Source organism: Streptomyces sp. NPDC041108 (genome assembly GCF_055592645.1).
Map to the genome: position 1 here is coordinate 607,502 of NZ_JBVIYK010000002.1, position 22,013 is coordinate 629,514.

The following is a 22,013-nucleotide window of genomic DNA, read 5'->3' on the forward strand; positions in this document are numbered from 1 at the left end:
GTGTGCGCGGTGCTCAGTGAACGCAGGCTCCAGGTGCTGCGCGCCATCGTCCAGGACTATGTGGGCACCGAGGAGCCGGTCGGTTCCAAGGCGCTCACGGAGCGGCACAACCTGGGCGTCTCCCCGGCGACCGTCCGCAACGACATGGCGGCGCTGGAGGACGAGGGCTTCATCGCCCAGCCCCACACCAGCGCGGGCCGTATCCCCACCGACAAGGGGTACCGGCTCTTCGTCGACAAGCTCGCCGGGGTCAAGCCGATGACCCCGCCCGAGCGGCGCGCCATCCAGAACTTCCTGGACGGCGCGGTCGATCTCGACGACGTGGTGGCGCGGACCGTGCGGCTGCTCGCGCAGCTCACCCGGCAGGTCGCCGTCGTGCAGTATCCGTCGCTCACACGGTCGACGGTGCGGCACGTGGAACTGCTGTCGCTGGCGCCCGCCCGGCTGATGCTCGTGCTGATCACGGACACGGGACGGGTGGAGCAGCGGCTGGTGGACTGCCCGGCGCCGTTCGGAGAAACGTCACTCGCGGACCTGCGTGCCCGGCTCAACAGCAAGGTCGCGGGCCGCCGGTTCACCGACGTGCCGAGACTGGTCGAGGACCTGCCCGAGGCGTTCGACCTGGAGGACCGGGGCACGGTCGCGACGGTGCTCTCCACCCTCCTCGAAGCACTCGTCGAGGAGAGCGAGGAGCGGCTGATGATCGGCGGAACCGCCAATCTCACCCGCTTCGGACATGACTTCCCCCTCACCATCCGGCCCGTTCTGGAAGCCTTGGAGGAGCAGGTCGTCCTCCTCAAGTTGCTTGGTGAGGCCGGGGATTCGGGCATGACCGTACGCATCGGTCATGAGAACGCGTATGAGGGACTCAACTCCACGTCCGTCGTCTCCGTCGGCTACGGTTCGGGCGGTGAGGCAGTAGCGAAACTGGGCGTGGTCGGACCTACGCGCATGGACTATCCGGGAACGATGGGAGCGGTACGAGCGGTGGCACGGTACGTCGGACAGATCCTGGCGGAGTCCTGAGTGGCCACGGACTACTACGCCGTGCTCGGCGTGCGCCGCGACGCGTCCCAGGACGAGATCAAGAAGGCGTTCCGGAGGCTCGCGCGCGAGCTGCACCCGGACGTCAACCCCGATCCGAAGACCCAGGAGCGGTTCAAGGAGATCAACGCCGCCTACGAGGTGTTGTCGGACCCGCAGAAGAAGCAGGTCTACGACCTCGGCGGCGACCCCCTGTCCCAGGCGGGCGGCTCGGGTGCGGGCGGCTTCGGAGCCGGCGGCTTCGGGAACTTCTCGGACATCATGGACGCCTTCTTCGGTACGGCGTCGCAGCGGGGTCCCCGGTCGCGTACGCGGCGGGGACAGGACGCGATGATCCGGCTGGAGATCGACCTCGACGAGGCGGCCTTCGGCACCACGAAGGACATCCAGGTCGACACCGCCATCGTCTGCACGACGTGCAGCGGCGAGGGCGCGGCCCCGGGCACCACCGCGCAGACCTGTGACATGTGCCGCGGCCGTGGTGAGGTCTCGCAGGTCACGCGGTCCTTCCTCGGTCAGGTCATGACCTCCCGGCCCTGTCCGCAGTGCCAGGGGTTCGGCACGATCGTCCCCAACCCGTGCCCCGAGTGCGCGGGCGACGGGCGGGTGCGGTCGCGGCGGACGCTCACGGTCAAGATCCCGGCCGGTGTCGACAACGGCACGCGGATCCAGCTCGCCGGTGAGGGCGAGGTCGGGCCCGGTGGCGGTCCCGCCGGTGATCTCTACGTCGAGATCCACGAGCTGCCGCACTCGACGTTCCAGCGGCGCGGTGACGATCTGCACTGCACGGTCACGATCCCGATGACGGCGGCCTCCCTCGGCACGAAGGTGCCGCTGGAGACGCTGGACGGTCTGGAGGAGGTCGACATCCGGCCCGGGACGCAGTCCGGGCAGTCGATCCCGCTGCACGGCCGCGGTGTCACGCATCTGCGGGGCGGCGGCCGGGGTGATCTGATCGTCCACGTCGAGGTGCAGACGCCGACGAAGCTGGATCCCGAGCAGGAGGCCCTGCTGCGGCAGCTCGCCGCGCTGCGCGGGGAGGAGCGGCCCACCGGGCAGTTCCAGCCCGGGCAGCAGGGGCTGTTCTCCCGGCTGAAGGACGCGTTCAACGGGCGTTAGCCGTGCGGGTGCGGGTGCGGGTGCGGGTGCGTGGGGGCTGGTCGCCCAGTTCCCCGCGCCCCTGAGGAGCAGGGGCTGTGCCCCGTGCTTCTCAGGCCCGCGGGGGCCTGGTTCCTCAGGGGCGCGGGGAATTGCGCGCGAGAAGTCCCACCGGGCCCGCACCCGAACACTCGGCCGCCCCCGATTCGGCGATGTCCGGAGGACAGTGGCACCATGCCGTCATGTCCTCCGCGCTGACCGATCTCGTCCCGCTGCCGATCGTGCAGGCCCCCATGGCGGGCGGTGTGTCCGTGCCGCGGCTGGCCGCCGCCGTGTCCGAGGCGGGCGGGCTGGGCTTCCTCGCCGCCGGGTACAAGACGGCCGACGGGATGTACCAGGAGATCAAGGCGCTCCGCGCCCTCACCTCGCGCCCCTTCGGCGTGAACCTGTTCATGCCGCAGCCGGAGTACTCCGAGCCCGCCGCCGTCGACGTCTACGCGGAGCAGCTGGCCGGTGAGGCCACCTGGTACGACGCCGAGCTGGGCGACCCGGACAGCGGACGCGACGACGGCTACGAGGCCAAGCTCGCGGTGCTGCTCGACAACCCCGTGCCGGTGGTGTCGTTCCACTTCGGCTGCCCGACCCCCGAGGTCGTGGAGTCCCTCGCCCGCAAGGGCACGCTCACCCTGGTCACCGCGACCTCGGCGGAGGAGGCCCAGGCCGTGGAACGGTCCGGTGCCCACGCCGTGATCGTGCAGGGCGTCGAGGCGGGCGGCCACCAGGGCACCCACCGGGACGACCCCGAGCGGGACTGCGCCGGCATCGGCCTGCTCTCCCTGGTCGCCCAGGTCCGCGAGGCCGTGGCCCTGCCGATGGTCGCGGCCGGCGGCATCATGCGCGGCGGTCAGATCGCCGCCCTCCTCACGGCGGGCGTGAGCGCGGCCCAGCTCGGCACGGCCTTCCTCGCCACCGACGAGTCCGGCGCGCACGCCGTCCACAAGCTGGCCCTGACCGACCCCCTCTTCGTCCGCACCGAGCTGACCCGCGCCTTCTCCGGCCGCCCGGCCCGCGGCCTGCTCAACCGCTTCCTGCGCGAGCACGGCCCGTACGCGCCCGTCGCCTACCCCGAGGTCCACCACCTCACCTCGCCGCTGCGGAAGGCCGCCGCCAAGGCCGGCGACGCGCAGGGCATGGCGTTGTGGGCCGGGCAGGGGCACCGGATGGCCCGAAAGCTGCCGGCCGGGGAGCTGGTCCGGGTGCTGGCCGCCGAGATCGCCGCCACGCAGGCCGAGCAGGCCGCCGCGCGGGTCGGCGGGACGGGCGGGGCCCGCGGCGGGAGCGAGGGCCGATGACCGCGCCGGTGTTCGTGGTGGACGGGTTCGAGGGCCTGGGACCGGAGATCGTGGTCGACGGCCCCGAAGGGCGGCACGCCGTCTCGGTGAAGCGGCTGCAGCCCGGTGAGGACGTCGTCCTCACCGACGGGCGGGGCCGGTGGCTGAACGGGGTGGTGAAGGCCGCCGAGGGCAAGGACCGGCTGGTCGTCATGGACACGGGGGGCCTGGTCGAGGAGCTTCCGGCGCAGCCCCGTCTCACCGTCGTCCAGGCGCTGCCCAAGGGCGACCGGGGCGAACTGGCCGTCGAGACCATGACCGAGGTCGGCATCGACGCCATCGTGCCCTGGGCCGCCGCCCGCTGCATCACCCAGTGGCGGGGCGAGCGAGGGCAGAAGGCGCTCGCCAAGTGGCGGGCCACCGCGCGGGAGGCGGGCAAGCAGTCCCGCCGGACGCGGTTCCCCGAGGTCGCGGACGCGGCCACGAGCAAGCAGGTCGCGGCACTGCTGGCGAAGGCCGACTTCGCCGCCGTCCTGCACGAGAGCGGCGACGAGACCCTGGCGACGGCCGAGCTGCCGGCGGCCGGGGAGATCGTGCTCGTCGTGGGGCCCGAGGGGGGCGTGTCGCCGGAGGAGCTGGCGCTCTTCGGCGAGGCGGGCGCGGGGGCGTACCGACTCGGGCCCAGTGTGCTGCGTACGTCGACCGCCGGGACGGCGGCCGGGGCGCTGCTGCTGGGCAGAACCGGACGCTGGTCCTGACCGCCCCGGTCCGGGCCCCGTCCCCACAACCCCTGGGAGCATCGTGGAACTCGCCCAAGTAAGGCTGCTCGTCTCCGACTTCGCCGCGTGCTATCGCTTCTACGCCGACGTCCTCGGCCTGAAGCCGCAGTCCGGGGCGGCCGAGGGGCCGTACGAGAAGTTCAGTCCGGCGATCGGGTCCGCGGGTATCGCCCTGCAGGACCGGGCGATGATGGCGGAGGTCCTCGGGGAGCTGGCCGACGCGGCGAACGGGCACCGGTCGCTGGTCGTCCTGCGGGTCGACGACCTCGACGCGTACTGCGAGCAGATCACCGAACGCGGCGCACGCCTCCTGCACGGGCCCACACCCATGACCGACCGGATGCGGGTGGCCCATCTCAAGGACCCCGAGGGGAACTTGGTGGAGCTGCAGGAATGGCTGCTGATGCGCGGCTGAGGCCGCGTACGCCCGGCGCACCACCGGTTCACCCTTCCCGGCGGCATGGCCGCACGCGGTCTTCCGTGGCGCGGCCACCGGTGGCAGGCTGCCGTGCATGCGGGTATGGAGGCGTGTCAGGGCGCACCGGACCGGCGGGCGCCGACTTCTGCTGGGAGCCGGGCTCGGACTCGGCGCCGTCATGAGCCTGGTGGCCTGTGAGGGCGGCGGGCTCAACACCGGCGCGGTCGCGTTCACGACGGACCAGCTGGCCACCAAGGAGCTGGAGCGGGAGGGCCTCGACGTCCGGTGGCTCACCTGCACGGCCTCGTACGACGGCGACGCGGGCAAGAAGTCCGGGTCGCCGTCCGCGTCCGTCGCCACCGTCGCGAACGTCGACTGCACCGGCGAGGACAAGGAAGGCCGGGACATCAGTCTCACCGGGAAGGTGACGAAAGAGGTCAACGGCAGATGCGTACGCGGGGACCTGACCGCGAAGGTCGGCGGCAAGGAGTGGTTCCACGTCGAGGGGCTCGGCAACTGCGACGCCCCCGCCCCGAGCACCGGGCCGACGGATCAGGGCCGGCCGGGACCGACCGTGACGGTCACCGTCACCCAGACCGTCTGGTGCCAGAAGGACCCGGCATGCGTGCCCGAGGGCAAGTGAGGCCCGGCCCCGGGGCAACTCGCGCCCGGGGTGAGGGACATGATCCAAACCCCTCCCAATCAGGCCGAACGCTGCTTACAGTGACCGGGTGACTCAGCTCGCGTATTTCCGGTATCCGCACCTGCACGGCGACCTGGTCGCCTTCACCGCCGAGGACGACGTGTGGGTCGCGCCTCTGGACGGCGGCCGTGCCTGGCGGGTCAGCGCGGACAACGTGCCCGTGAACCATCCGCGGATCTCCCCGGACGGCACCACCCTGGCGTGGACCTCCACGCGGGACGGCGCGCCCGAGGTGCAGGTGGCGCCCGTCGACGGCGGATCGGCCAGGCGCCTGACGTACTGGGGGAGCTGGCGCACCCAGGTGCGCGGCTGGACGCCCGACGGCCGGGTCCTCGCGCTCAGCACCCAGGGGCAGGCCAGCCTCCGGCGGAGCTGGGCGCGCGCCGTCCCGCTCGACGGCGGCCCGGCCGGCACCCTCCCGTACGGGCCGGTCGGTGATGTCGCCCACGGCCCCGCGACCGTGCTGCTGTCCGCGCCGATGGGCCGCGAGGCCGCCTGGTGGAAGCGGTACCGGGGCGGCACGGCGGGCAAGCTGTGGATCGACCGCGCGGGTGAGGACGGCGAGGGCGCCGGGGAATTCGCGCGGCTGCACGCCGACTTGGACGGGAACATCGAGTACCCGCTGTGGGTGGGTGACCGGATCGCGTTCCTCTCCGACCACGAAGGCGTCGGAGCGCTGTACTCCTCGCTCGCCGACGGCTCCGACCTGCGGCGGCACACCCCCGTCGACGGCTTCTACGCCCGGCACGCGGCCACCGACGGCACCCGGGTCGTGTACATGGCCGCGGGTGAACTGTGGCTGCTGGACGACCTGGACGGGGCCGAACCGCGCCGACTCGACATCCGGCTCGGCGGACAGCGCGTCGACCTCCAGCCCTTCCCGGCGAACGCGTCCCGCTGGTTCGGCTCGGCCTCGCCCGACCACACCGCCCGGGGCAGCGCCGTCTCCGTACGCGGCTCGATCCACTGGATCACCCACCGCTCCGGCCCCACCCGTGCGCTCGCCGCCGAGCAGGGCGTACGGGCCCGGCTGCCGCGCACCTTCCGGGTGGAGGGCGAGGAGTGGGTCGTGTGGGTGACGGACGCGGAGGGCGACGACGCGCTGGAGTTCGCCCCGGCGACCGGTGCGGCCCCGGGCGCCACGCCGCGCCGGCTCGCCGCGGGGCAGCTGGGCCGCGTCCTCGGGCTCTCGGCCGCGCCCGACGGCAGCCGGGTCGCCGTCGCCGCGCACGACGGCCGGGTCCTGCTCGTCGAGCGGGAGACGGGGGAGGTGCGGGAGGTCGACCGCAGCGAGGACGGCGAGGTGTCCGGGCTGGTCTTCTCGCCCGACTCCGCCTGGCTCGCGTGGTCGCACCCCGGCCCGCGCCCGCTGCGTCAGCTGAAGCTCGCCAACACCGCCGACCTGTCCGTCACCGAGGCGACCCCGCTCCGCTTCCAGGACTTCTCGCCGACGTTCACCCTCGACGGCAAGCACCTCGCCTTCCTCTCCGCCCGCGCCTTCGACCCGGTCTACGACGAACACGTCTTCGACCTCCACTTCGTCAGCGGGGCCCGGCCGCACCTCATCACGCTCGCCGCGACCACGCCGTCGCCCTTCGGGCCGCAGCGGCACGGCCGCCCGTTCGAGGCACCCGACAAGGACGAGACCCCCGACAGCGAGGGCGCCCCGACGACCCGGATCGACCTGGACGGACTCGCCGACCGGATCGTCCCCTTCCCGGTCGAGGCCGCCCGCTACTCCACGCTCCGCGCCGCCAAGGACGGCGTCCTGTGGCTGCACCACCCCGTCACCGGTGTCCTCGGCCACTCCCGGGCCACACCCGACGACCCCGACCCGAAGACCTCCCTGGAGCGCTACGACCTCGCCCAGCGGCGTCTCGAACACCTCGCCTCCGACGCCGACCACTTCGCCGTCAGCGGCGACGGCAAACGGGTCCTGCTGTGGACCGACGGCAAGCTCAAGGTCGTCCCCAGCGACCGGCGCGCCTCCAACGACGACGAGAGCGACAGCAACATCACCGTCGACCTCTCGCGCGTACGGCTGACCGTCGACCCGGCCGCCGAGTGGCGCCAGATGTTCGACGAGACCGGCCGTTTGATGAGGGACAACTTCTGGCGCCCCGACCTCGGCGGGGTGGACTGGGACGGCGTCCTGGACCGGTACCGCCCGGTCCTGGAACGGGTGGCCACCCACGACGACCTCGTGGACCTGCTGTGGGAGGTGCAGGGCGAGCTGGGGACCTCGCACGCGTACGTCACCCCGCGCGGCCGGGGCGGTTCCGGCGACCGGCGGCAGGGGCTGCTCGGGGCGGACGTCTCCCGGCACGAGGACGGCAGCTGGCGCATCGACCGGGTGCTGCCGTCGGAGACCTCCGACCCCGACGCGCACTCACCGCTCGCCGCGCCCGGTGTGGCCGTGCGGGCCGGGGACGCGATCGTCGCCGTGGGCGGCCGGCCGGTCGACCCGGTGGCCGGGCCCGGACCGCTGCTCGTCGGCACGGCGGGCAAGGCGGTCGAGCTGACCGTCCTGCCGGCCGGCGGCGGGGACCTGCGGCATCCCGTGGTGGTGCCCATCTCCGACGAGGAGCCGTTGCGGTACCACGCGTGGGTGGCCGACCGGCGGGCCTACGTCCACGAGAGGTCCGGTGGCCGGCTCGGGTACCTGCACGTGCCCGACATGGTCGGCTCCGGCTGGGCGCAGCTCCACCGCGACCTGCGGGTCGAGGTCGCCCGGGAGGGGCTCGTCGTGGACGTCCGGGAGAACCGGGGCGGGCACACCTCGCAGCTCGTGGTGGAGAAACTGGCGCGGCGGATCGTCGGATGGGATCTGCCGCGCGGGATGCGCGCGACCAGCTACCCCGACGACGCGCCCCGGGGGCCCGTCGTCGCCGTCGCCAACGAGTTCTCCGGGTCCGACGGGGACATCGTCAACGCGGCCATCAAGGCGCTCGGGATCGGGCCGGTGGTGGGGACGCGGACGTGGGGCGGTGTCGTCGGGATCGACAGCCGCTACCGGCTGGTGGACGGCACGCTCGTGACGCAGCCGAAGTACGCCTTCTGGCTGGAGGGTTACGGGTGGGGCGTCGAGAACCACGGGGTCGATCCGGACGTGGAGGTCGTGCAGGCGCCGCAGGACCACGCGGCCGGGCGTGATCCCCAGCTCGACGAGGCGATCCGGATCGCGCTGGAGGGATTGGAGACGACACCGGCGAAGGCGGCACCGCCGCTGCCCGAGTCGTAGCCGCGCGGGTTCGTCGCCGGGTGCGGGTGAGCGGGGCTGATCGCGCAGTTCCCCGCGCCCCTGAGGAGCAGGAGCTGCCAACGCCCTGCTTCTCGGCGGACCCGCACCCGACGACGCACCCTGGCGATAGCATGCCCCGGTAGGCGATCACCGGTGGCTGGGAGGCAACACATGGCTGGGGAGCCGCAGGACGACTGTCTGTTCTGCAGGATCGTGGCGGGACACGTCCCGGCGACGATCGTGCGGGAGACGGACACGACGGTCGCGTTCAGGGACATCAACCCCCAGGCACCGACGCACGTCCTGGTCATCCCGAAGGCGCACTACGAGGACGCCGCGACCCTCGCCGCCGCCGCCCCGGACCTCGCCGCCGACGTCCTGCGCGAGACCAGGGCCGTCGCCGACGAGGACAAGCTGGAGAGCTACCGCATCGTCTTCAACACCGGCACCGGCGCCGGCCAGACCGTGTTCCACGCGCACGCCCACGTCGTCGGCGGCCGCGGCCTGCAGTGGCCCCCCGGGTAGCGCACCGTGTCCGTACGTGAACTGGTCGTCCTCGGCACCGCCAGCCAGGTCCCCACCCGGCACCGCAACCACAACGGCTATCTGCTGCGCTGGGACGCGGAGGGGCTGCTGTTCGACCCGGGTGAGGGCACCCAGCGGCAGATGCTGCGCGCCGGGGTCGCCGCACACGACCTGAACCGCATATGCGTCACCCACTTCCACGGCGACCACTCGCTGGGGCTGGCCGGTGTCGTCCAGCGGATCAACCTCGACCGGGTCCCGCACGACGTCACCGCGCACTACCCGCGCTCCGGGCAGCGGTTCTTCGACCGCCTGCGGTACGCCACCGCGTACCGGGAGACGGTCCAGCTGATCGAGGCGCCGGTCGACGGGGAGGGCGGGACACTGGCCGCCGCCTCGTCGTACACCCTCGACGCGCGCCGGCTCTCGCACCCCGTCGAGTCCTACGGCTACCGGCTCGTCGAACCCGACGGGCGCCGGATGCTGCCCGAGCGGCTCGCCGAACGCGGGATCGCGGGACCGGACATCGGACGGATCCAGCGGGAGGGCGCGGTCGGCGACGTCACGCTGGACGACGTGAGCGAGCCGCGGCGCGGACAGCGGTTCGCGTTCGTCATGGACACCCGGCTGTGCGACGGGGTCTACGCCCTCGCCGACGCGGCCGACATGCTCGTCATCGAGTCCACGTTCCTCGACGAGGACGTCCGACTCGCCGTGGACCACGGGCATCTGACGGCCGGACAGGCCGCCTCGGTCGCCCGCGACTGCGGCGTACGGCACCTCGTGCTCACCCACTTCAGCCAGCGGTACACCGAGCCCGCCGAGTTCGAACGGCAGGCGCGCGCCGCCGGGTTCGAGGGCGAGCTGACCGTGGCACACGACCTGATGCGGGTGGCGCTTCCGAAACGCCGATAGAGCAGCCGTACGATGCTTTGATGTCCCTCCCCAAAGCTGAACTGCACCTGCACATCGAAGGCACCCTGGAGCCGGAGCTGGCGTTCGCGCTGGCCGCCCGGAACGGGGTGGCGCTGCCGTACGCGGACACGGACGCGCTCCGCAAGGCGTACGAGTTCGAGGATCTGCAGTCGTTCCTGAACCTGTACTACGAGCTGATGGCCGTCCTGCGCACCGAGCGGGACTTCGCCGACCTCGCCGACGCCTATCTCGCCCGCGCCGCCGCCCAGGGCGTACGGCACGCGGAGATCTTCTTCGATCCGCAGGCCCACATCGCGCGCGGCGTGGGGATGGGGACGGTCGTCGAGGGGCTGTGGCGGGCACTGGGGCGGAGCGAGGAGACGCACGGCGTCTCCACTCGGCTGATCATGTGTTTTCTGCGGGACGAGTCCGCCGATGCGGCCCTCTCCACCCTGGAGGCCGCGAAGCCGTATCTCGACCGGATCACCGGGATCGGGCTGGACTCCGCCGAGGTCGGGCATCCACCGGTCAAGTTCCGCGAGGTGTACGAGGCGGCCGCCTCGCTGGGCCTGCGGCGGGTCGCGCACGCGGGGGAGGAGGGGCCGCCGGAGTACATCACCGAGGCCCTCGACGTCCTCGGTGTCGAACGCGTCGACCACGGGCTGCGGTGCATGGAGGACCCGGCCCTCGTCGAGCGGCTGGTGCGGGACCGGATCCCGCTGACGCTGTGCCCGCTGTCGAACGTCCGGCTGCGGACCGTCGACACCCTCGCCGACCACCCCTTGCCCGCCATGCTCGAAGCGGGCCTGCTGTGCACGGTCAACTCCGACGACCCGGCCTACTTCGGCGGGTACGCCGGTGACAACTTCGACGCCGTGCGGCGCACGCTCGGCCTGAGCGAGGAGCGGCTGCGCGAGCTGGCCCGCAACTCCTTCACCGCGTCCTTCCTGGAGGACGACGAGGAGCGGCGGGCCCGGTACCTCGCCGAGGTGGACGCGTACGAGTTCGGCTGACCGGGCCCGTGCCCCGCGGACGACCCGCGGGGCGCCCGGTGGCGGCCGTCAGGCCGAACGGCGAAAGCCGATCGTGGGGACCGCCCGGCGCAGCGGCCAGGGGCTGACGTGGTCCGTCGGCAGCAGGTCCGCCAGGAAGGCGTACCGGCGCAGTGCCTCGGGGTCCTGGCCGTCCAGCGACCGCACCCGGCGCCACCACGCGGCCAGTTCCGACCAGCCGGGAGCGGACAACGACCCGCCGAACTCCTGCACCGACAGCGCGGCGGTCAGGCCCGCGAAGGCCAGCCGGTCCGCGAGGGGCCAGTCCGCCAGGGTGCCGGCGACGAAGCCGGCCACGAACACGTCACCCGCGCCCGTGGGGTCCAGGGCCTCCACGGCGATGGCCGGGACCTCCGCCGTCTCGCCGGTCCGGCCGTCCACGGCGTACGCGCCCTCCGCGCCCAGCGTCACCACGGCCAGCGGGACGTGGTCGGTCAGGGCGCGGGCGGCGGCCCGGGGGCACTCGGCGCCGGTGTACCGCATCGCCTCGGCCGCGTTCGGCAGGAACGCCTCGCAGTGGGCGAGGTCGGGCAGGCCCGCCAGGTCCCAGGCGCCGGTCTCGTCCCAGCCGACGTCCGCGAAGATCCGGGTGCCCGCGCTCGCGGCCCGTGCGATCCAGGGGGCGCGCACGCCGGGCGTGAGGGAGGCGACGGCGGCGCGGGCGTGGGGCGGGTACTCCGGCTCGGACTGCTCCGGGGGTGCCGCGTGGCCGTGGGAGACCATCGTGCGTTCGCCCTCGTAGGCCATGGAGACCGTGACCGGGGAGTGCCAGCCGAGGACCGTGCGGGAGGCGGAGAGGTCGATGCCCTCGCCCTGCTCCAGGGCGTCCCAGCAGTACTCGCCGTAGTGGTCGTCGCCGAAGGCCGCCGCGAGGGAGGTCTTCAGGCCCAGCCGGGCCAGGGCCGTGGCCATGTTGGCCACACCCCCCGGGCTCGATCCCATGCCGCGCGCCCAGGACTCCGTCCCGCGCACCGGGGCGGAGTCGAGGCCGGTGAAGATGATGTCGAGGAAGACGGTGCCTGTCAGGTAGACGTCCCAGGGCGGGTCGTCCGGTGCGCGCAGGGCCCTCAGCGGGTCGACCTGGGGCCGGTGCGGTCGCTCTCCCTTGAACGCGGTCACGATGTGCTCCCTGGCGTGGTGCGGATCCAGCCAGTCTGCACCAAGCGCTCCGCTCGGGGGTGCGGGTCGGGGTGGCGGGGGGCTCGGGTGTGTTGTCGGGTGCGGGTGCGTGGGGGCTGGTCGCGCAGTTCCCCGCGCCCCCGAAAGCTCAGGCCCTGCGGGCCTGAAAAGCACGGGGCGCAGCCCCTGCTTCCCAGGGGCGCGGGGAACTGCGCGAGAAGCCCCACCGGGCCGCAGCCGGCGAACGGCCCGGCGGGCTACCAGCGGGGCATCCGCGGCGTCACCCAGCCGGGGTCGGCCACGCGCATCGCCGCCGCGTCGTCCCGCTCCCGCAGGGAACCGTCGTCGGACAGCCACCGCCGGTGCAGGAACTCCAGCCTGGACCGGTCGAGTTCGACCCCGAGGCCCGGCGCGTCCGACACCCGTACCGCCCCGTCCTCGAACGTGAGCCGGGACGTGAGGACGTCCTCCGACTGCCATGGATAGTGGGAGTCGCAGGCGTGGTGCAGATTCGGCACGGTCGAGGCCACGTGGGTCATCGCGGCCAGACTGATCCCCAGGTGCGTGTTGGAGTGCATGGAGACCCCGACACCGAACGTCCGGCAGATCGCGGCCAGTTCACGCGTGTTGCGCAGACCGCCCCAGTAGTGGTGGTCGGAGAGGACGACCTGCACGGCCCCCTTCGTGAACGCCTCCTCGATCTCCGCGAAGGTCGTCACGCACATGTTGGTGGCGAGCGGCACGGACGTCCCCGCCGCCACCTCGGCCATCGCGGGTGTCCCGAGCGCCGGGTCCTCCAGGTACTCCAGTACGTCCGCCAACGCGTCGGCGACCCGGAGGGAGGTCTCCACGGTCCACGCCCCGTTGGGGTCCAGCCGCAGCGGGTGACCGGGGAACGCCTCGGCCAGCGCGCGGACCGCCGCGATCTCCTCGTCCGGCGGGAAGACGCCTCCCTTGAGCTTGAAGGACGTGAACCCGTACCGGTCCTTGAACCTCCGGGCCTGCGCGACGACCCCGGCCGGGTCGACCGCCGCTCCCCAGTCGTCCTTCTCGCAGGCGACCCCCTCGGGATGCTCCGCCCACTTGTAGAAGAGGTACGCGCTGTACTCCACGGCGTCCCGGACCTTCCCGCCGAGCAGGGCGTGCACGGGCAGCCCCAGCGCCTTGCCGAGCGCGTCGAGACAGGCGACCTCGAACGCCGAGACGACCGACAGCCGCAGCTTGTCGGCGGTCTGCACGCCGCGCAGCCCGCCCACGTCGACCTGCCATGAGACCCGTGCCCCGTCGACCGCCACCTCGTCGGCGAGGAGGGGCAGCGCGTTCAGATCGCTCACCCGGCGGCCCACCAGCTTCCGCGCGAACGGCCGGGCCAGCTCCAGGTACTTGGTGTCGCCGTACGTCTCACCCACACCCGTGAGCCCGTCGGCGGTGACGACCTCCACCACGAGCCGCGGGGTGTACGGCTGGTGCACGCCCTGCGTGTTCAGCAGCGGCGGGTCGGCGACCAGGATCGGGGTCAGACGGACGTCGGTGACGGTCAGGTCGCGGGTCACAGGGCGGCTCCGGCGGTCGGTACGGCGGACACGGCGCGGGTGCGGCCGGAGGCGGGCGGGCCGACCAGGCCGAGGCCGTCGGCCAGCAGCTTCTCCAGGTCCGCGAGGTCGGCGGGCGAGGGATCGGTGAGCGGGGCGCGTACGGGGCCGACGGGGCGGCCGCGCATCCGGGCCGCCGCCTTGACCAGCGAGACCGCGTATCCGGGGCGGCGGTCGCGCAGCTCGACGAACGGCACGTAGAAGCCGCGGAGCAGCCGGTCCACCGTCGCGTCGTCGCCGTGGCGCAGCGCGTCGAAGAAGGCGCCGGCGATCTCGGGCGCGAAGGCGTGCACGGCGGAGGAGTAGGCGGGGACGCCGACGGCGGCGTACGCGCGGGCCTGGATCTCGGCGGTGGCGGCGCCGTTGAAGAAGAGGAAGCCCTCGGGTGCGGCGAGCGTGAGGCGCTGCAGCCGGTCGAGGTCGCTGTGGCCGTCCTTGAGGCCGACGACGTGGGGGATCCGGGCGACCCGCCGCAGCGACCCGGCGGTGAGGGCGACCTGGCCGCGCTGGTAGGCGATGAGCGGCAGCCGGGTACGGGCGGCGATCTCCTCCAGCTGCCGGACCAGGCCCTCCTGCGGGGCGGCGACGAGGTAGTGCGGCAGCACGAGCAGGGCGTCGGCGCCCGCCTCCTCGGCGATCCGCGCGAACCGTACGGCCTGCGCCCAGCCGTAGCCGATGCCCGCGACGACGGGCACCCGGCCCGCCGTCACCTCCACGGCGGCGGTCACGACCTGCCGGTACTCGTCCTCGTCGAGCGAGAAGAACTCGCCGGTGCCGCAGGCGGGGAAGACGGCGCCGGGAGCGGTGGCGACCTGCGCGTCGAGGTGCGCGCGGAAGCCGTCGAGGTCGAGGGAGCCGTCGGCGCGGAAGCTGGTGAGCGGGAACGACAGGACGCCGTCCGCCATACCGTGCCGCAGCCGCCGGACCGTGTCCGTGAAGGGGTCCGCGGCCGGGCCGGCCGCCGCTCCGGTCGCCGGGTCCGTGTCGATGCCCACACGCATCATCTTCCTATGTAGACGTCATCCATGTATGGAAATGGAGATTAGGTAAGTGAACAAGGGCCGTCAAGAGGCCCGCGGGCGTGGACGGCGGCCCGCATACGATCGGCCCATGGCGGAGACAGACGGCGCCGGGGGCGTCCGCGAGGTGAAATCGGCGGCCCGCACGGTCGACCTGCTGGAACTGCTGGCCGCGCGCGGCGACCGGCCCGCGCGCCTCCAGGAGCTGGCGGACGAGCTGAGGGTCCCGCGCAGCTCGATGTACGCGCTGCTGCAGACCCTGATCGGCCGCGGCTGGGTGCGTACCGACAGCACGGGCTCCCTCTACGGCATCGGCATCCGCGCCCTGCTCACCGGTACCGGCTACCTGGACTCCGACCCGCGCGTGCGCGTCGTACGGCCCTATCTCGACGAGGCGTCCGAGGCCCTCGGGGAGACCATCCACCTCGCCCGGCTCGACGGCACGGACGTCGCCTACCTGGCCACCCGGGAGTCCCACGAGTACCTGCGCACGATCAGCCGCGTCGGCCGCCGCCTCCCCGCCCACGCCGGTGCCCTCGGCAAGGCCCTCCTCGCCGAACGCCCCGACACCGACCTCCCCGAGGGCCCCTACGAGGCGCTCACCCCGAACACCCGTACCACCCGCGAGGCCCTCGCCGCCGACCTCGCCGCCGTCCGCGCCCGCGGCTACGCCGTCGACCGCGAGGAGGGCGTCACCGGCATCGTCGGCTTCGGCTTCGCCCTGCGCACCGACACCCCGGCCGAGGACGCCGTCAGCTGCTCGGTCCCGGTCGCCCGTCTGACCCCGGAGCACGAGCGCCGCATCGTGGAGGTGATGCGGGAGATCCGCGCGAAGATCGAGGCGACGGCTCCGGGAGGGGCGGGAGCGCCCGTCTGGCGCTGAACGGCGAGGGGCACCGCCCCCACCGATCCCGGTAAAAGCCCTACGGCACTGTCACCGCCGCGTCGTACCCTGGAAAGGGCAACACGAGCCCCACGCCAAGAGGAGGAACCGCGGCCTACAGGGCCGGCCCATGACTCAGACACGCACAGCTCACACCTCCGCGCAGGGCAAGGCGAGAGCGCAGTTCACCGTCCCGGCGGCGCACCCCATGGTGACCGTGCTGGGTTCCGGCGACTCCCTCCTGCGCGTGATCGAGAAGGCCTTCCCGGCGGTCGACATCCATGTCCGGGGCAATGAGATCAGCGCGGTCGGCGAGGCCCCCGAAGTCACTCTCGTCCAGCGCGTGTTCGACGAGATGATGCTGGTGCTCCGCACCGGACAGCCGATGACGGAGGACGCAGTGGAACGCTCGATCGCCATGCTGAGAGCGAGCGAGAACGGGAAGAGCGACGGCCAGGAGACCCCGGCCGAGGTACTGACGCAGAACATCCTGTCCTCGCGCGGCCGCACGATCCGCCCCAAGACGCTCAACCAGAAGCGGTACGTCGACGCCATCGACAAGCACACCGTCGTCTTCGGCATCGGCCCCGCCGGCACGGGCAAGACCTACCTGGCCATGGCCAAGGCCGTCCAGGCCCTGCAGTCCAAGCAGGTCAACCGGATCATCCTCACCCGCCCGGCGGTCGAGGCCGGCGAGCGCCTGGGCTTCCTCCCGGGCACGCTCTACGAGAAGATCGACCCCTATCTGCGCCCCCTGTACGACGCGCTGCACGACATGCTCGACCCGGACTCGATCCCGCGGCTGATGGCCGCCGGGACCATAGAGGTCGCGCCCCTGGCGTACATGCGCGGTCGCACGCTCAACGACGCCTTCATCATCCTCGACGAGGCCCAGAACACCTCGCCCGAGCAGATGAAGATGTTCCTCACCCGCCTCGGCTTCGACTCGAAGATCGTCATCACCGGTGACGTGACCCAGGTCGACCTGCCGAACGGCACGAAGTCCGGTCTGCGCCAGGTCCAGGACATCCTGGAGGGGCTGGACGACGTGCACTTCTCCCGGCTGTCGTCGCAGGATGTCGTACGGCACAAGCTCGTCGGCCGTATCGTCGACGCGTACGAGAAGTACGACAGCGAGCACGGCACCGAGAACGGCGGCCACAAGGGCGGCCGGGGCAGGCAGTCCGGGCCCAAGGGGAAGTAGACAGACACCGCACCATGTCGATCGACGTCAACAACGAGTCCGGAACCGAGGTCGACGAGCAGGCGATCCTCGACATCGCCCGCTACGCGCTGACACGGATGCGTATCCACCCCCTCTCCGAGCTGTCGGTGATCGTGGTGGACGCGGACGCCATGGAGCAGCTGCACATCCAGTGGATGGACCTCCCCGGTCCGACCGATGTCATGTCCTTCCCGATGGACGAGCTGCGTCCGCCGTCGAAGGACGACGACGAGCCCCCGCAGGGTCTGCTCGGCGACATCGTGCTCTGTCCCGAGGTCGCCGAGAAGCAGGGCAGGGAAGCCGATACGCAGCACTCCATGGACGAGGAGCTCCAGCTCCTCACCGTCCACGGTGTGCTGCACCTGCTCGGCTACGACCACGAGGAGCCGGACGAGAAGGCCGAGATGTTCGGCCTGCAGGCCGCCATCGTGGACGGCTGGCGCGCGGAGAAGGGCTTCACCGGCCCGTCCCCGGCACCGACCGTGTCATGAGCGCGACTCTCATCGCGGGTGCCGTCGCCCTGGTCGTCGTCGCCTGGCTCGCCGCCTGTGCGGAGGCGGGCCTCGCGCGCGTCTCCAGCTTCCGCGCCGAGGAGGCCGTACGGTCCGGGCGGCGCGGCAGCGCGGGGCTCGCCCAGATCTCGGCGGACCCGACGCGCTACCTGAACCTCGCTCTGCTGGTGCGGGTGGCCTGCGAGATGGCCGCCGCCGCGCTCGTCACCTACGCCTGTCTGCAGGAGTTCGACCGGACCTGGCAGGCCCTGGCCGTCGCGATCGGGGTCATGGTCCTCGTCAGCTACGTGGCCGTCGGGGTCTCGCCCCGCACCATCGGCCGCCAGCACCCCTTGAACACGGCCACGGCGGCGGCGTACGTGCTGCTGCCGCTGGCCCGGGTCATGGGACCCATCCCGTCGCTCCTCATCCTCATCGGCAACGCGCTGACGCCCGGCAAGGGCTTCCGGCGCGGCCCGTTCGCCTCCGAGGCGGAGCTGCGCGCGCTCGTCGACCTGGCCGAGAAGGAGTCGCTGATCGAGGCGGAGGAGCGCCGCATGGTGCACTCGGTCTTCGAGCTGGGCGACACCCTCGTGCGCGAGGTGATGGTCCCGCGCACGGACCTGGTCGCCATCGAGCGCTACAAGACGATCCGTCAGGCCCTCACCCTCGCCCTGCGCTCCGGTTTCTCCCGCATACCGGTCACCGGCGAGAACGAGGACGACATCGTCGGGATCGTGTACCTGAAGGACCTGGCCCGCAAGACGCACATCAGCCGGGACGCCGAGAGCGAACTGGTCTCCACGGCCATGCGCCCCGCCGTCTTCGTCCCCGACACCAAGAACGCCGGCGACCTGCTCCGCGAGATGCAGCAGGAGCGCAACCACGTCGCCGTCGTCATCGACGAGTACGGCGGCACCGCCGGGATCGTCACCATCGAGGACATCCTGGAGGAGATCGTCGGCGAGATCACCGACGAGTACGACCGTGAACTCCCGCCCGTCGAGGACCTCGGCGAGGACCGCTACCGCGTCACCGCCCGCCTCGACATCACCGACCTCGGCGAGCTGTACGGCCTGGACGCCTACGACGACGAGGACGTGGAGACCGTGGGCGGCCTCCTCGCCAAGGCCCTGGGCCGCGTCCCCATCGCCGGGGCCTCCTCGGTCGTCGCGCTGCCGGACGAGCGTGAACTGCGTCTGACGGCGGAGGCCGCGGCCGGCCGCCGGAACAAGATCGTCACGGTCCTGGTGGAGCCGATCGGCCCGGCGGGACCGCCGAGGGAGGAGGCGAAGTCCGAGTGACCCCACAGGAGTTGCGTGCCTTCTGCCTCTCGTTCAACGAGGCCGTCGAGGACTTTCCCTTCCGTCCGGAGATCTCCGTCTTCAAGGTCCTCGGCAAGATGTTCGCCCTCAGCTGGATCGACCAGCGCCCCCTCAAGGTCAACCTGAAGTGCGACCCCGATGACGCGATCCGGCTCCGCACCGGCCACCCGGGCCTGATCGCCCCCGGCTATCACATGAACAAGCGCCACTGGAACACCGTGACCCTCGACGCGGACCTGCCCGACCGTCTGGCCAGGGAGCTGATCGAGGACTCGTACGACCTGGTGGTGGCGGGACTGCCCCGCGCGGACCGGCTCCGGCTCGACCGGGCGTGAAACGTATGCTCGGCTCATGACCGACAGCAGCGCGCTCGACCCCGAGGACCGCAAGATCGTCACCCTGGCCCGTTCCGCGCGGGCCCGCAACGCGGTGCCCGAGGGGGCGGCCGTTCGGGACGAGACGGGCCGTACGTATGTCGCCGGGACCGTGGCCCTCGACTCCCTGCGGCTGAGCGCGCTGCGCACGGCCGTCGCCATGGCGGTCGCCTCCGGCGCCACGTCCCTGGAGGCGGCGGCCGTGGTGACCGCCGCCGACACCGTCTCCGACGAGGACCGCGCCGCCGTCCGGGACCTCGGCGGGCCGGAGACCCCGGTGCTCCTGGCGGGGCCCGACGGGTCGGTGCGCGCGAGGGTGACGGCGGGCTGAGGCGTCCTGACGGCGCTCTAGTTCTTCTGCAGGGTGCGGGTCACGCCCGCGATGACGGCCGTCGTGAGGATCCAGCCGAGGGCGATCAGGGCGTAGGCCAGCCACTGGAGGGTGCCGTCCGTCCAGTACCAGGCCGTGCGCTGGCCCAGGCCACCGATGGGGATCAGCAGGTCGAGGGTGTAGACGAGCGGCTGGAAGGGCGCGCCCTCGTCCTTTTTCACCGGGGTGGGGGTGGCGGTGTCGAACGCCGTCGTCCCCAGCATGATCAGCCCGAGCAGCCAGACACCGGCCAGCCAGGGGCGGTAGCCGTAGCCGACGGTCGCGTCGAGGAGGTGACCCCAGACGCGGGCCGCCGGGGAGAGCGTGCTCCGCCGGTGACGTTGCTTGGCGAGCAGCACCCGGCGGGCGTCGTCGTCGTGCCCGACCTTGCGGTACCAGGCGGCGAGTTGCTCGTACGGCTGTGGGCTGTAGCCCGGGCTGCGGCGTATCCACTCCACGCGGCGGTTCACTGCGGCCGGACCGCTCACCGCCTCCCGCCGCTCGCTGTCCGCCTCCGCGGTCTTGATCGAGCCGTAGACGAAGCCGTCCAGCTCCACGACCTCCGGCCAGCTGTGCGCGCTCTCATGGAGGTACGACACCTGCGCGCCCCGCAGATCCACCGTGCCCGTCGGCCGCCGGGCCAGGGTGAAGTCGAAGTCTGCGGCCTGCAGGAGCATGGCCATCAGCGCCGGGCCGGTGCCCGCGCCGTCGCTGGGTGACCCGTTCAGGACGGCGCCCTCGAAGGTCAGGTTGTCCGTGATCCGGGCGCCCCGCAGACGGATGGTGCCGTTGGAGACGAACCCGTCGGAGCAGTCGACCGTCTGGGCGACGGCGTTGTCCAGGGCGAGGGTCACCCCGTGCGGGCCGGGCCGTTGCAGGAGGGCCCCCTGGAAGAACAGTCCGCCGGGCAACTGGGCGCCCAGCAGTCGGATCTCGCCGTCGGCGACGAACCCGCGCCGGCAGAAGAGGCCTCCTTCGACGACCAGGCCACCGGCGGCCATCGCCCAGCCGCCGGGTGCGATCAGTCTGGCCTTGTTCAGCATGATGCCGCCGGCCACATGGGCGTTGACGAGCGACAGGGCGGTGCTCGCGCGGTGGAAGGGTGAGGAGGGTGGCGCGGCCTCCACCTGGGTGCTGTGCAGGTCGAGACGTCCACCGATCCGGCTCGCCCCGGCCTCCAGCCGGGGCACCCTGCTGCTCATGATCGCGACCGTCCGCGTCTCGGCCCCGTACAGGTTCACCTCCCGCTCGAACCAGCAGCCCTCCAGCCAGAGGGGATGCTCGATCCGGGCACCGGCCAGGTCGACATGGCCGGAGATCCGTGCGCCGGCGAGGGAGAGCGAACCGACCGCGCCGGGCCGCTGCGCGGCGTTGGCGCCGAGCAGCAGCGCGACGATCACCCCCGCCCGCACCGTACGCTCGGGCCCCCAGGCCTCGCCGTCGGCGACCCGGTCCTCCTCGGGCACCCCGGTCCGCAGGTCGACCCGCCGTCCTTCCGGAAACGCGTCCCACAGCTCACGCTCCGGCCCCGTCAACTCCTCGTAGGTGAGCACCGGTACAGGGTAGTGATCTTCGGGTCGCGAGGGACCGCTGGGCGCGCGCCGCATAGTGTTACGGCCGGTAACGGCCCTCCGGGCTGCGTGAAAACCTTGCGCGCAGGAGTGGACACCCGGGCCGCGCTACCGGCGAAACCGTGCGACGCGGGACAGACCGGCTCACCGTCACGACCCCGTCGCGGCGTCGGCCGGCGGTCCCGGCGAACGGCTTCGGCCACTTTCACCGACCCTTGCCGCAACCGCCGGACCGCGTCTTGCAATCTTGGGCCGCCCGCGTCTCAATGGAGCCGTTCTCCTGACGGACCGTCATATTCCGCCGCGCGGCCGCGCAGTGCACCGCCCCCACATGGCAACGCCCGTACCGGGACGTACGGGGCTCCCCCATGCCCCCGTGCGCCTCCCGTACCAGGGAAGGGAATTCGCTCGATGAGACGCATACGACTCGGAGCCGGCTCGGCGCTCCTCGCGGGGACGCTGGCCGTCAGCGGCCTCGCGCTCGCCCCCACCGCCGCGGCCGTCACCCCTGACGTCGCGACGATCAACGCCACCTGCACGATCGGCGGTTCCGGAGTGGCCACGCTCACCGCCACCCAGGACGGCACCTCCGCCACCGTCACCGTCACCTCCGAGGAGATCACCGCTCCGATCGCCCTCGCCGAGGACTCCATCCGGTCCACGCTCACCCTGGTGAACGCGAGCGGCGGCACCGTCGCCTTCACCGGCACCGAGAACCCGGCCCTGGCCGCCGGGGACGGCGTGGAGGTCGGGCCCCTCACCGGCACCGTCGCCCCCGGGGACTCCCTGGATGCCTTCGGCGGCTCGCTGCAGATGGTGATCTTCGGGTTCCCCGTGACGTGCACCGCGGGCGCGGCCCAGTCGCCGGGGCCGTTCGTCTTCGACTGATCAGCCGCACGCCCCGAGCGACGGGTGAGGGGTGGTGCCGCCCGCCGGCG

21 protein-coding genes are annotated in these 22,013 nt (G+C 72.5%); 17 read left to right on the top strand and 4 right to left on the bottom strand.

All coding sequences use genetic code 11. From position 1 onward, the window contains the following. Positions 1 to 9 precede the first annotated feature (9 nt). From hrcA to ACZ6BB_RS08645, 10 genes are all read left to right on the top strand, one after another. A complete protein-coding gene (gene hrcA / locus ACZ6BB_RS08600) occupies positions 10 to 1,026 on the top strand; it encodes a heat-inducible transcriptional repressor HrcA (protein WP_037723896.1) in 1,017 nt (338 codons plus the stop codon). Then, complete coding sequence (gene dnaJ / locus ACZ6BB_RS08605; RefSeq protein ID WP_471614544.1) at positions 1,027 to 2,163, top strand: molecular chaperone DnaJ; 1,137 nt, start codon at positions 1,027 to 1,029, stop codon at positions 2,161 to 2,163. A 221-nt stretch (positions 2,164 to 2,384) separates the two neighbouring features. Beyond that, positions 2,385 to 3,494, top strand: a complete 1,110-nt coding sequence (locus ACZ6BB_RS08610; protein WP_471614545.1) for a nitronate monooxygenase — start codon at positions 2,385 to 2,387, stop codon at positions 3,492 to 3,494. Beyond that, positions 3,491 to 4,231, top strand: a complete 741-nt coding sequence (locus ACZ6BB_RS08615) for a 16S rRNA (uracil(1498)-N(3))-methyltransferase (RefSeq protein WP_471614546.1) — start codon at positions 3,491 to 3,493, stop codon at positions 4,229 to 4,231. The genes ACZ6BB_RS08610 and ACZ6BB_RS08615 overlap by 4 nt, the downstream gene beginning before the upstream one ends. 43 nt (positions 4,232 to 4,274) lie before the next feature. Then, positions 4,275 to 4,667 (top strand): VOC family protein, encoded by a 393-nt coding sequence (locus ACZ6BB_RS08620; protein WP_471614547.1) that lies wholly within the window; start codon positions 4,275 to 4,277, stop codon positions 4,665 to 4,667. Between the two features lie 181 nt (positions 4,668 to 4,848). Further along, complete coding sequence (locus tag ACZ6BB_RS08625; protein WP_471614730.1) at positions 4,849 to 5,313, top strand: hypothetical protein; 465 nt, start codon at positions 4,849 to 4,851, stop codon at positions 5,311 to 5,313. An 88-nt stretch (positions 5,314 to 5,401) separates the two neighbouring features. Continuing rightward, positions 5,402 to 8,614, top strand: coding sequence for a S41 family peptidase (locus tag ACZ6BB_RS08630; protein WP_471614548.1), 3,213 nt, complete (start codon positions 5,402 to 5,404; stop codon positions 8,612 to 8,614). Positions 8,615 to 8,785: 171 nt separating this feature from the next. After that, the gene (locus ACZ6BB_RS08635; protein WP_471614549.1) at positions 8,786 to 9,139 is read left to right on the top strand and encodes an HIT domain-containing protein; all 354 of its coding nucleotides are present in this window, start codon (positions 8,786 to 8,788) and stop codon (positions 9,137 to 9,139) included. 6 nt (positions 9,140 to 9,145) lie between these two features. After that, the gene (locus ACZ6BB_RS08640; protein ID WP_471614550.1) at positions 9,146 to 10,054 is read left to right on the top strand and encodes a ribonuclease Z; all 909 of its coding nucleotides are present in this window, start codon (positions 9,146 to 9,148) and stop codon (positions 10,052 to 10,054) included. Between the two features lie 20 nt (positions 10,055 to 10,074). After that, a complete protein-coding gene (locus ACZ6BB_RS08645) occupies positions 10,075 to 11,067 on the top strand; it encodes an adenosine deaminase (RefSeq protein ID WP_471614551.1) in 993 nt (330 codons plus the stop codon). A 48-nt stretch (positions 11,068 to 11,115) separates the two neighbouring features. Here ACZ6BB_RS08645 and ACZ6BB_RS08650 read toward each other — a convergent pair whose 3' ends face one another. From ACZ6BB_RS08650 to ACZ6BB_RS08660, 3 genes are all read right to left on the bottom strand, one after another. Beyond that, positions 11,116 to 12,225 (bottom strand): carbohydrate kinase family protein, encoded by a 1,110-nt coding sequence (locus ACZ6BB_RS08650; protein WP_471614552.1) that lies wholly within the window; start codon positions 12,223 to 12,225, stop codon positions 11,116 to 11,118. A gap of 257 nt (positions 12,226 to 12,482) precedes the next feature. Further along, positions 12,483 to 13,778, bottom strand: coding sequence for a glucarate dehydratase family protein (locus tag ACZ6BB_RS08655; RefSeq protein WP_471614553.1), 1,296 nt, complete (start codon positions 13,776 to 13,778; stop codon positions 12,483 to 12,485). Beyond that, positions 13,775 to 14,818, bottom strand: coding sequence for a 5-dehydro-4-deoxyglucarate dehydratase (locus tag ACZ6BB_RS08660; RefSeq protein WP_471614731.1), 1,044 nt, complete (start codon positions 14,816 to 14,818; stop codon positions 13,775 to 13,777). The genes ACZ6BB_RS08655 and ACZ6BB_RS08660 overlap by 4 nt, the downstream gene beginning before the upstream one ends. A gap of 109 nt (positions 14,819 to 14,927) precedes the next feature. Here ACZ6BB_RS08660 and ACZ6BB_RS08665 point away from each other — a divergent pair, with 109 nt between their 5' ends. From ACZ6BB_RS08665 to ACZ6BB_RS08690, 6 genes are all read left to right on the top strand, one after another. After that, entirely contained in the window at positions 14,928 to 15,719 is a 792-nt protein-coding gene (locus ACZ6BB_RS08665) for an IclR family transcriptional regulator (RefSeq protein WP_471614554.1), read from the top strand. Positions 15,720 to 15,849: 130 nt separating this feature from the next. Further along, on the top strand, positions 15,850 to 16,923 hold the full coding sequence (locus ACZ6BB_RS08670; RefSeq protein WP_471614555.1) for a PhoH family protein: 1,074 nt from the start codon (positions 15,850 to 15,852) through the stop codon (positions 16,921 to 16,923). A gap of 14 nt (positions 16,924 to 16,937) precedes the next feature. Then, positions 16,938 to 17,435: an rRNA maturation RNase YbeY gene (gene ybeY / locus ACZ6BB_RS08675; RefSeq protein WP_471614556.1), complete on the top strand. Its 498-nt coding sequence runs from the start codon at positions 16,938 to 16,940 to the stop codon at positions 17,433 to 17,435. Then, positions 17,432 to 18,739, top strand: coding sequence for a hemolysin family protein (locus tag ACZ6BB_RS08680; protein WP_471614557.1), 1,308 nt, complete (start codon positions 17,432 to 17,434; stop codon positions 18,737 to 18,739). The genes ybeY and ACZ6BB_RS08680 overlap by 4 nt, the downstream gene beginning before the upstream one ends. Continuing rightward, on the top strand, positions 18,736 to 19,095 hold the full coding sequence (locus tag ACZ6BB_RS08685; protein ID WP_471614558.1) for an MmcQ/YjbR family DNA-binding protein: 360 nt from the start codon (positions 18,736 to 18,738) through the stop codon (positions 19,093 to 19,095). The genes ACZ6BB_RS08680 and ACZ6BB_RS08685 overlap by 4 nt, the downstream gene beginning before the upstream one ends. A 16-nt stretch (positions 19,096 to 19,111) precedes the next feature. Beyond that, the gene (locus tag ACZ6BB_RS08690; protein WP_471614559.1) at positions 19,112 to 19,465 is read left to right on the top strand and encodes a cytidine deaminase; all 354 of its coding nucleotides are present in this window, start codon (positions 19,112 to 19,114) and stop codon (positions 19,463 to 19,465) included. 17 nt (positions 19,466 to 19,482) lie between these two features. Here the strand turns inward: ACZ6BB_RS08690 and ACZ6BB_RS08695 are convergent, their stop codons facing one another. Further along, positions 19,483 to 21,057, bottom strand: a complete 1,575-nt coding sequence (locus ACZ6BB_RS08695) for an oxidoreductase (RefSeq protein WP_471614560.1) — start codon at positions 21,055 to 21,057, stop codon at positions 19,483 to 19,485. Between the two features lie 429 nt (positions 21,058 to 21,486). Between ACZ6BB_RS08695 and ACZ6BB_RS08700 the strand changes: the two genes are divergently transcribed. Then, positions 21,487 to 21,963 carry a hypothetical protein gene (locus tag ACZ6BB_RS08700; protein ID WP_471614561.1) on the top strand — a complete coding sequence of 159 codons (477 nt, stop codon included), beginning with the start codon at positions 21,487 to 21,489 and terminating at the stop codon, positions 21,961 to 21,963. Positions 21,964 to 22,013: the final 50 nt, after the last annotated feature.

What these genes read in the sequence shown, in the direction of transcription:
- ACZ6BB_RS08610 (WP_471614545.1), top strand. Translation starts at nt 2,385, where the DNA reads ATGTCCTCCGCGCTGACCGATCTCGTCCCGCTGCCGATCGTGCAGGCC.
- ACZ6BB_RS08615 (WP_471614546.1), top strand. Translation starts at nt 3,491, where the DNA reads ATGACCGCGCCGGTGTTCGTGGTGGACGGGTTCGAGGGCCTGGGACCG.
- ACZ6BB_RS08625 (WP_471614730.1), top strand. Translation starts at nt 4,849, where the DNA reads ATGAGCCTGGTGGCCTGTGAGGGCGGCGGGCTCAACACCGGCGCGGTC.
- ACZ6BB_RS08635 (WP_471614549.1), top strand. Translation starts at nt 8,786, where the DNA reads ATGGCTGGGGAGCCGCAGGACGACTGTCTGTTCTGCAGGATCGTGGCG.
- ACZ6BB_RS08645 (WP_471614551.1), top strand. Translation starts at nt 10,075, where the DNA reads ATGTCCCTCCCCAAAGCTGAACTGCACCTGCACATCGAAGGCACCCTG.
- ACZ6BB_RS08660 (WP_471614731.1), bottom strand. Translation starts at nt 14,818, where the DNA reads ATGCGTGTGGGCATCGACACGGACCCGGCGACCGGAGCGGCGGCCGGC.
- ACZ6BB_RS08665 (WP_471614554.1), top strand. Translation starts at nt 14,928, where the DNA reads ATGGCGGAGACAGACGGCGCCGGGGGCGTCCGCGAGGTGAAATCGGCG.
- ACZ6BB_RS08670 (WP_471614555.1), top strand. Translation starts at nt 15,850, where the DNA reads ATGACTCAGACACGCACAGCTCACACCTCCGCGCAGGGCAAGGCGAGA.
- ybeY (WP_471614556.1), top strand. Translation starts at nt 16,938, where the DNA reads ATGTCGATCGACGTCAACAACGAGTCCGGAACCGAGGTCGACGAGCAG.
- ACZ6BB_RS08680 (WP_471614557.1), top strand. Translation starts at nt 17,432, where the DNA reads ATGAGCGCGACTCTCATCGCGGGTGCCGTCGCCCTGGTCGTCGTCGCC.
- ACZ6BB_RS08690 (WP_471614559.1), top strand. Translation starts at nt 19,112, where the DNA reads ATGACCGACAGCAGCGCGCTCGACCCCGAGGACCGCAAGATCGTCACC.
- ACZ6BB_RS08700 (WP_471614561.1), top strand. Translation starts at nt 21,487, where the DNA reads ATGAGACGCATACGACTCGGAGCCGGCTCGGCGCTCCTCGCGGGGACG.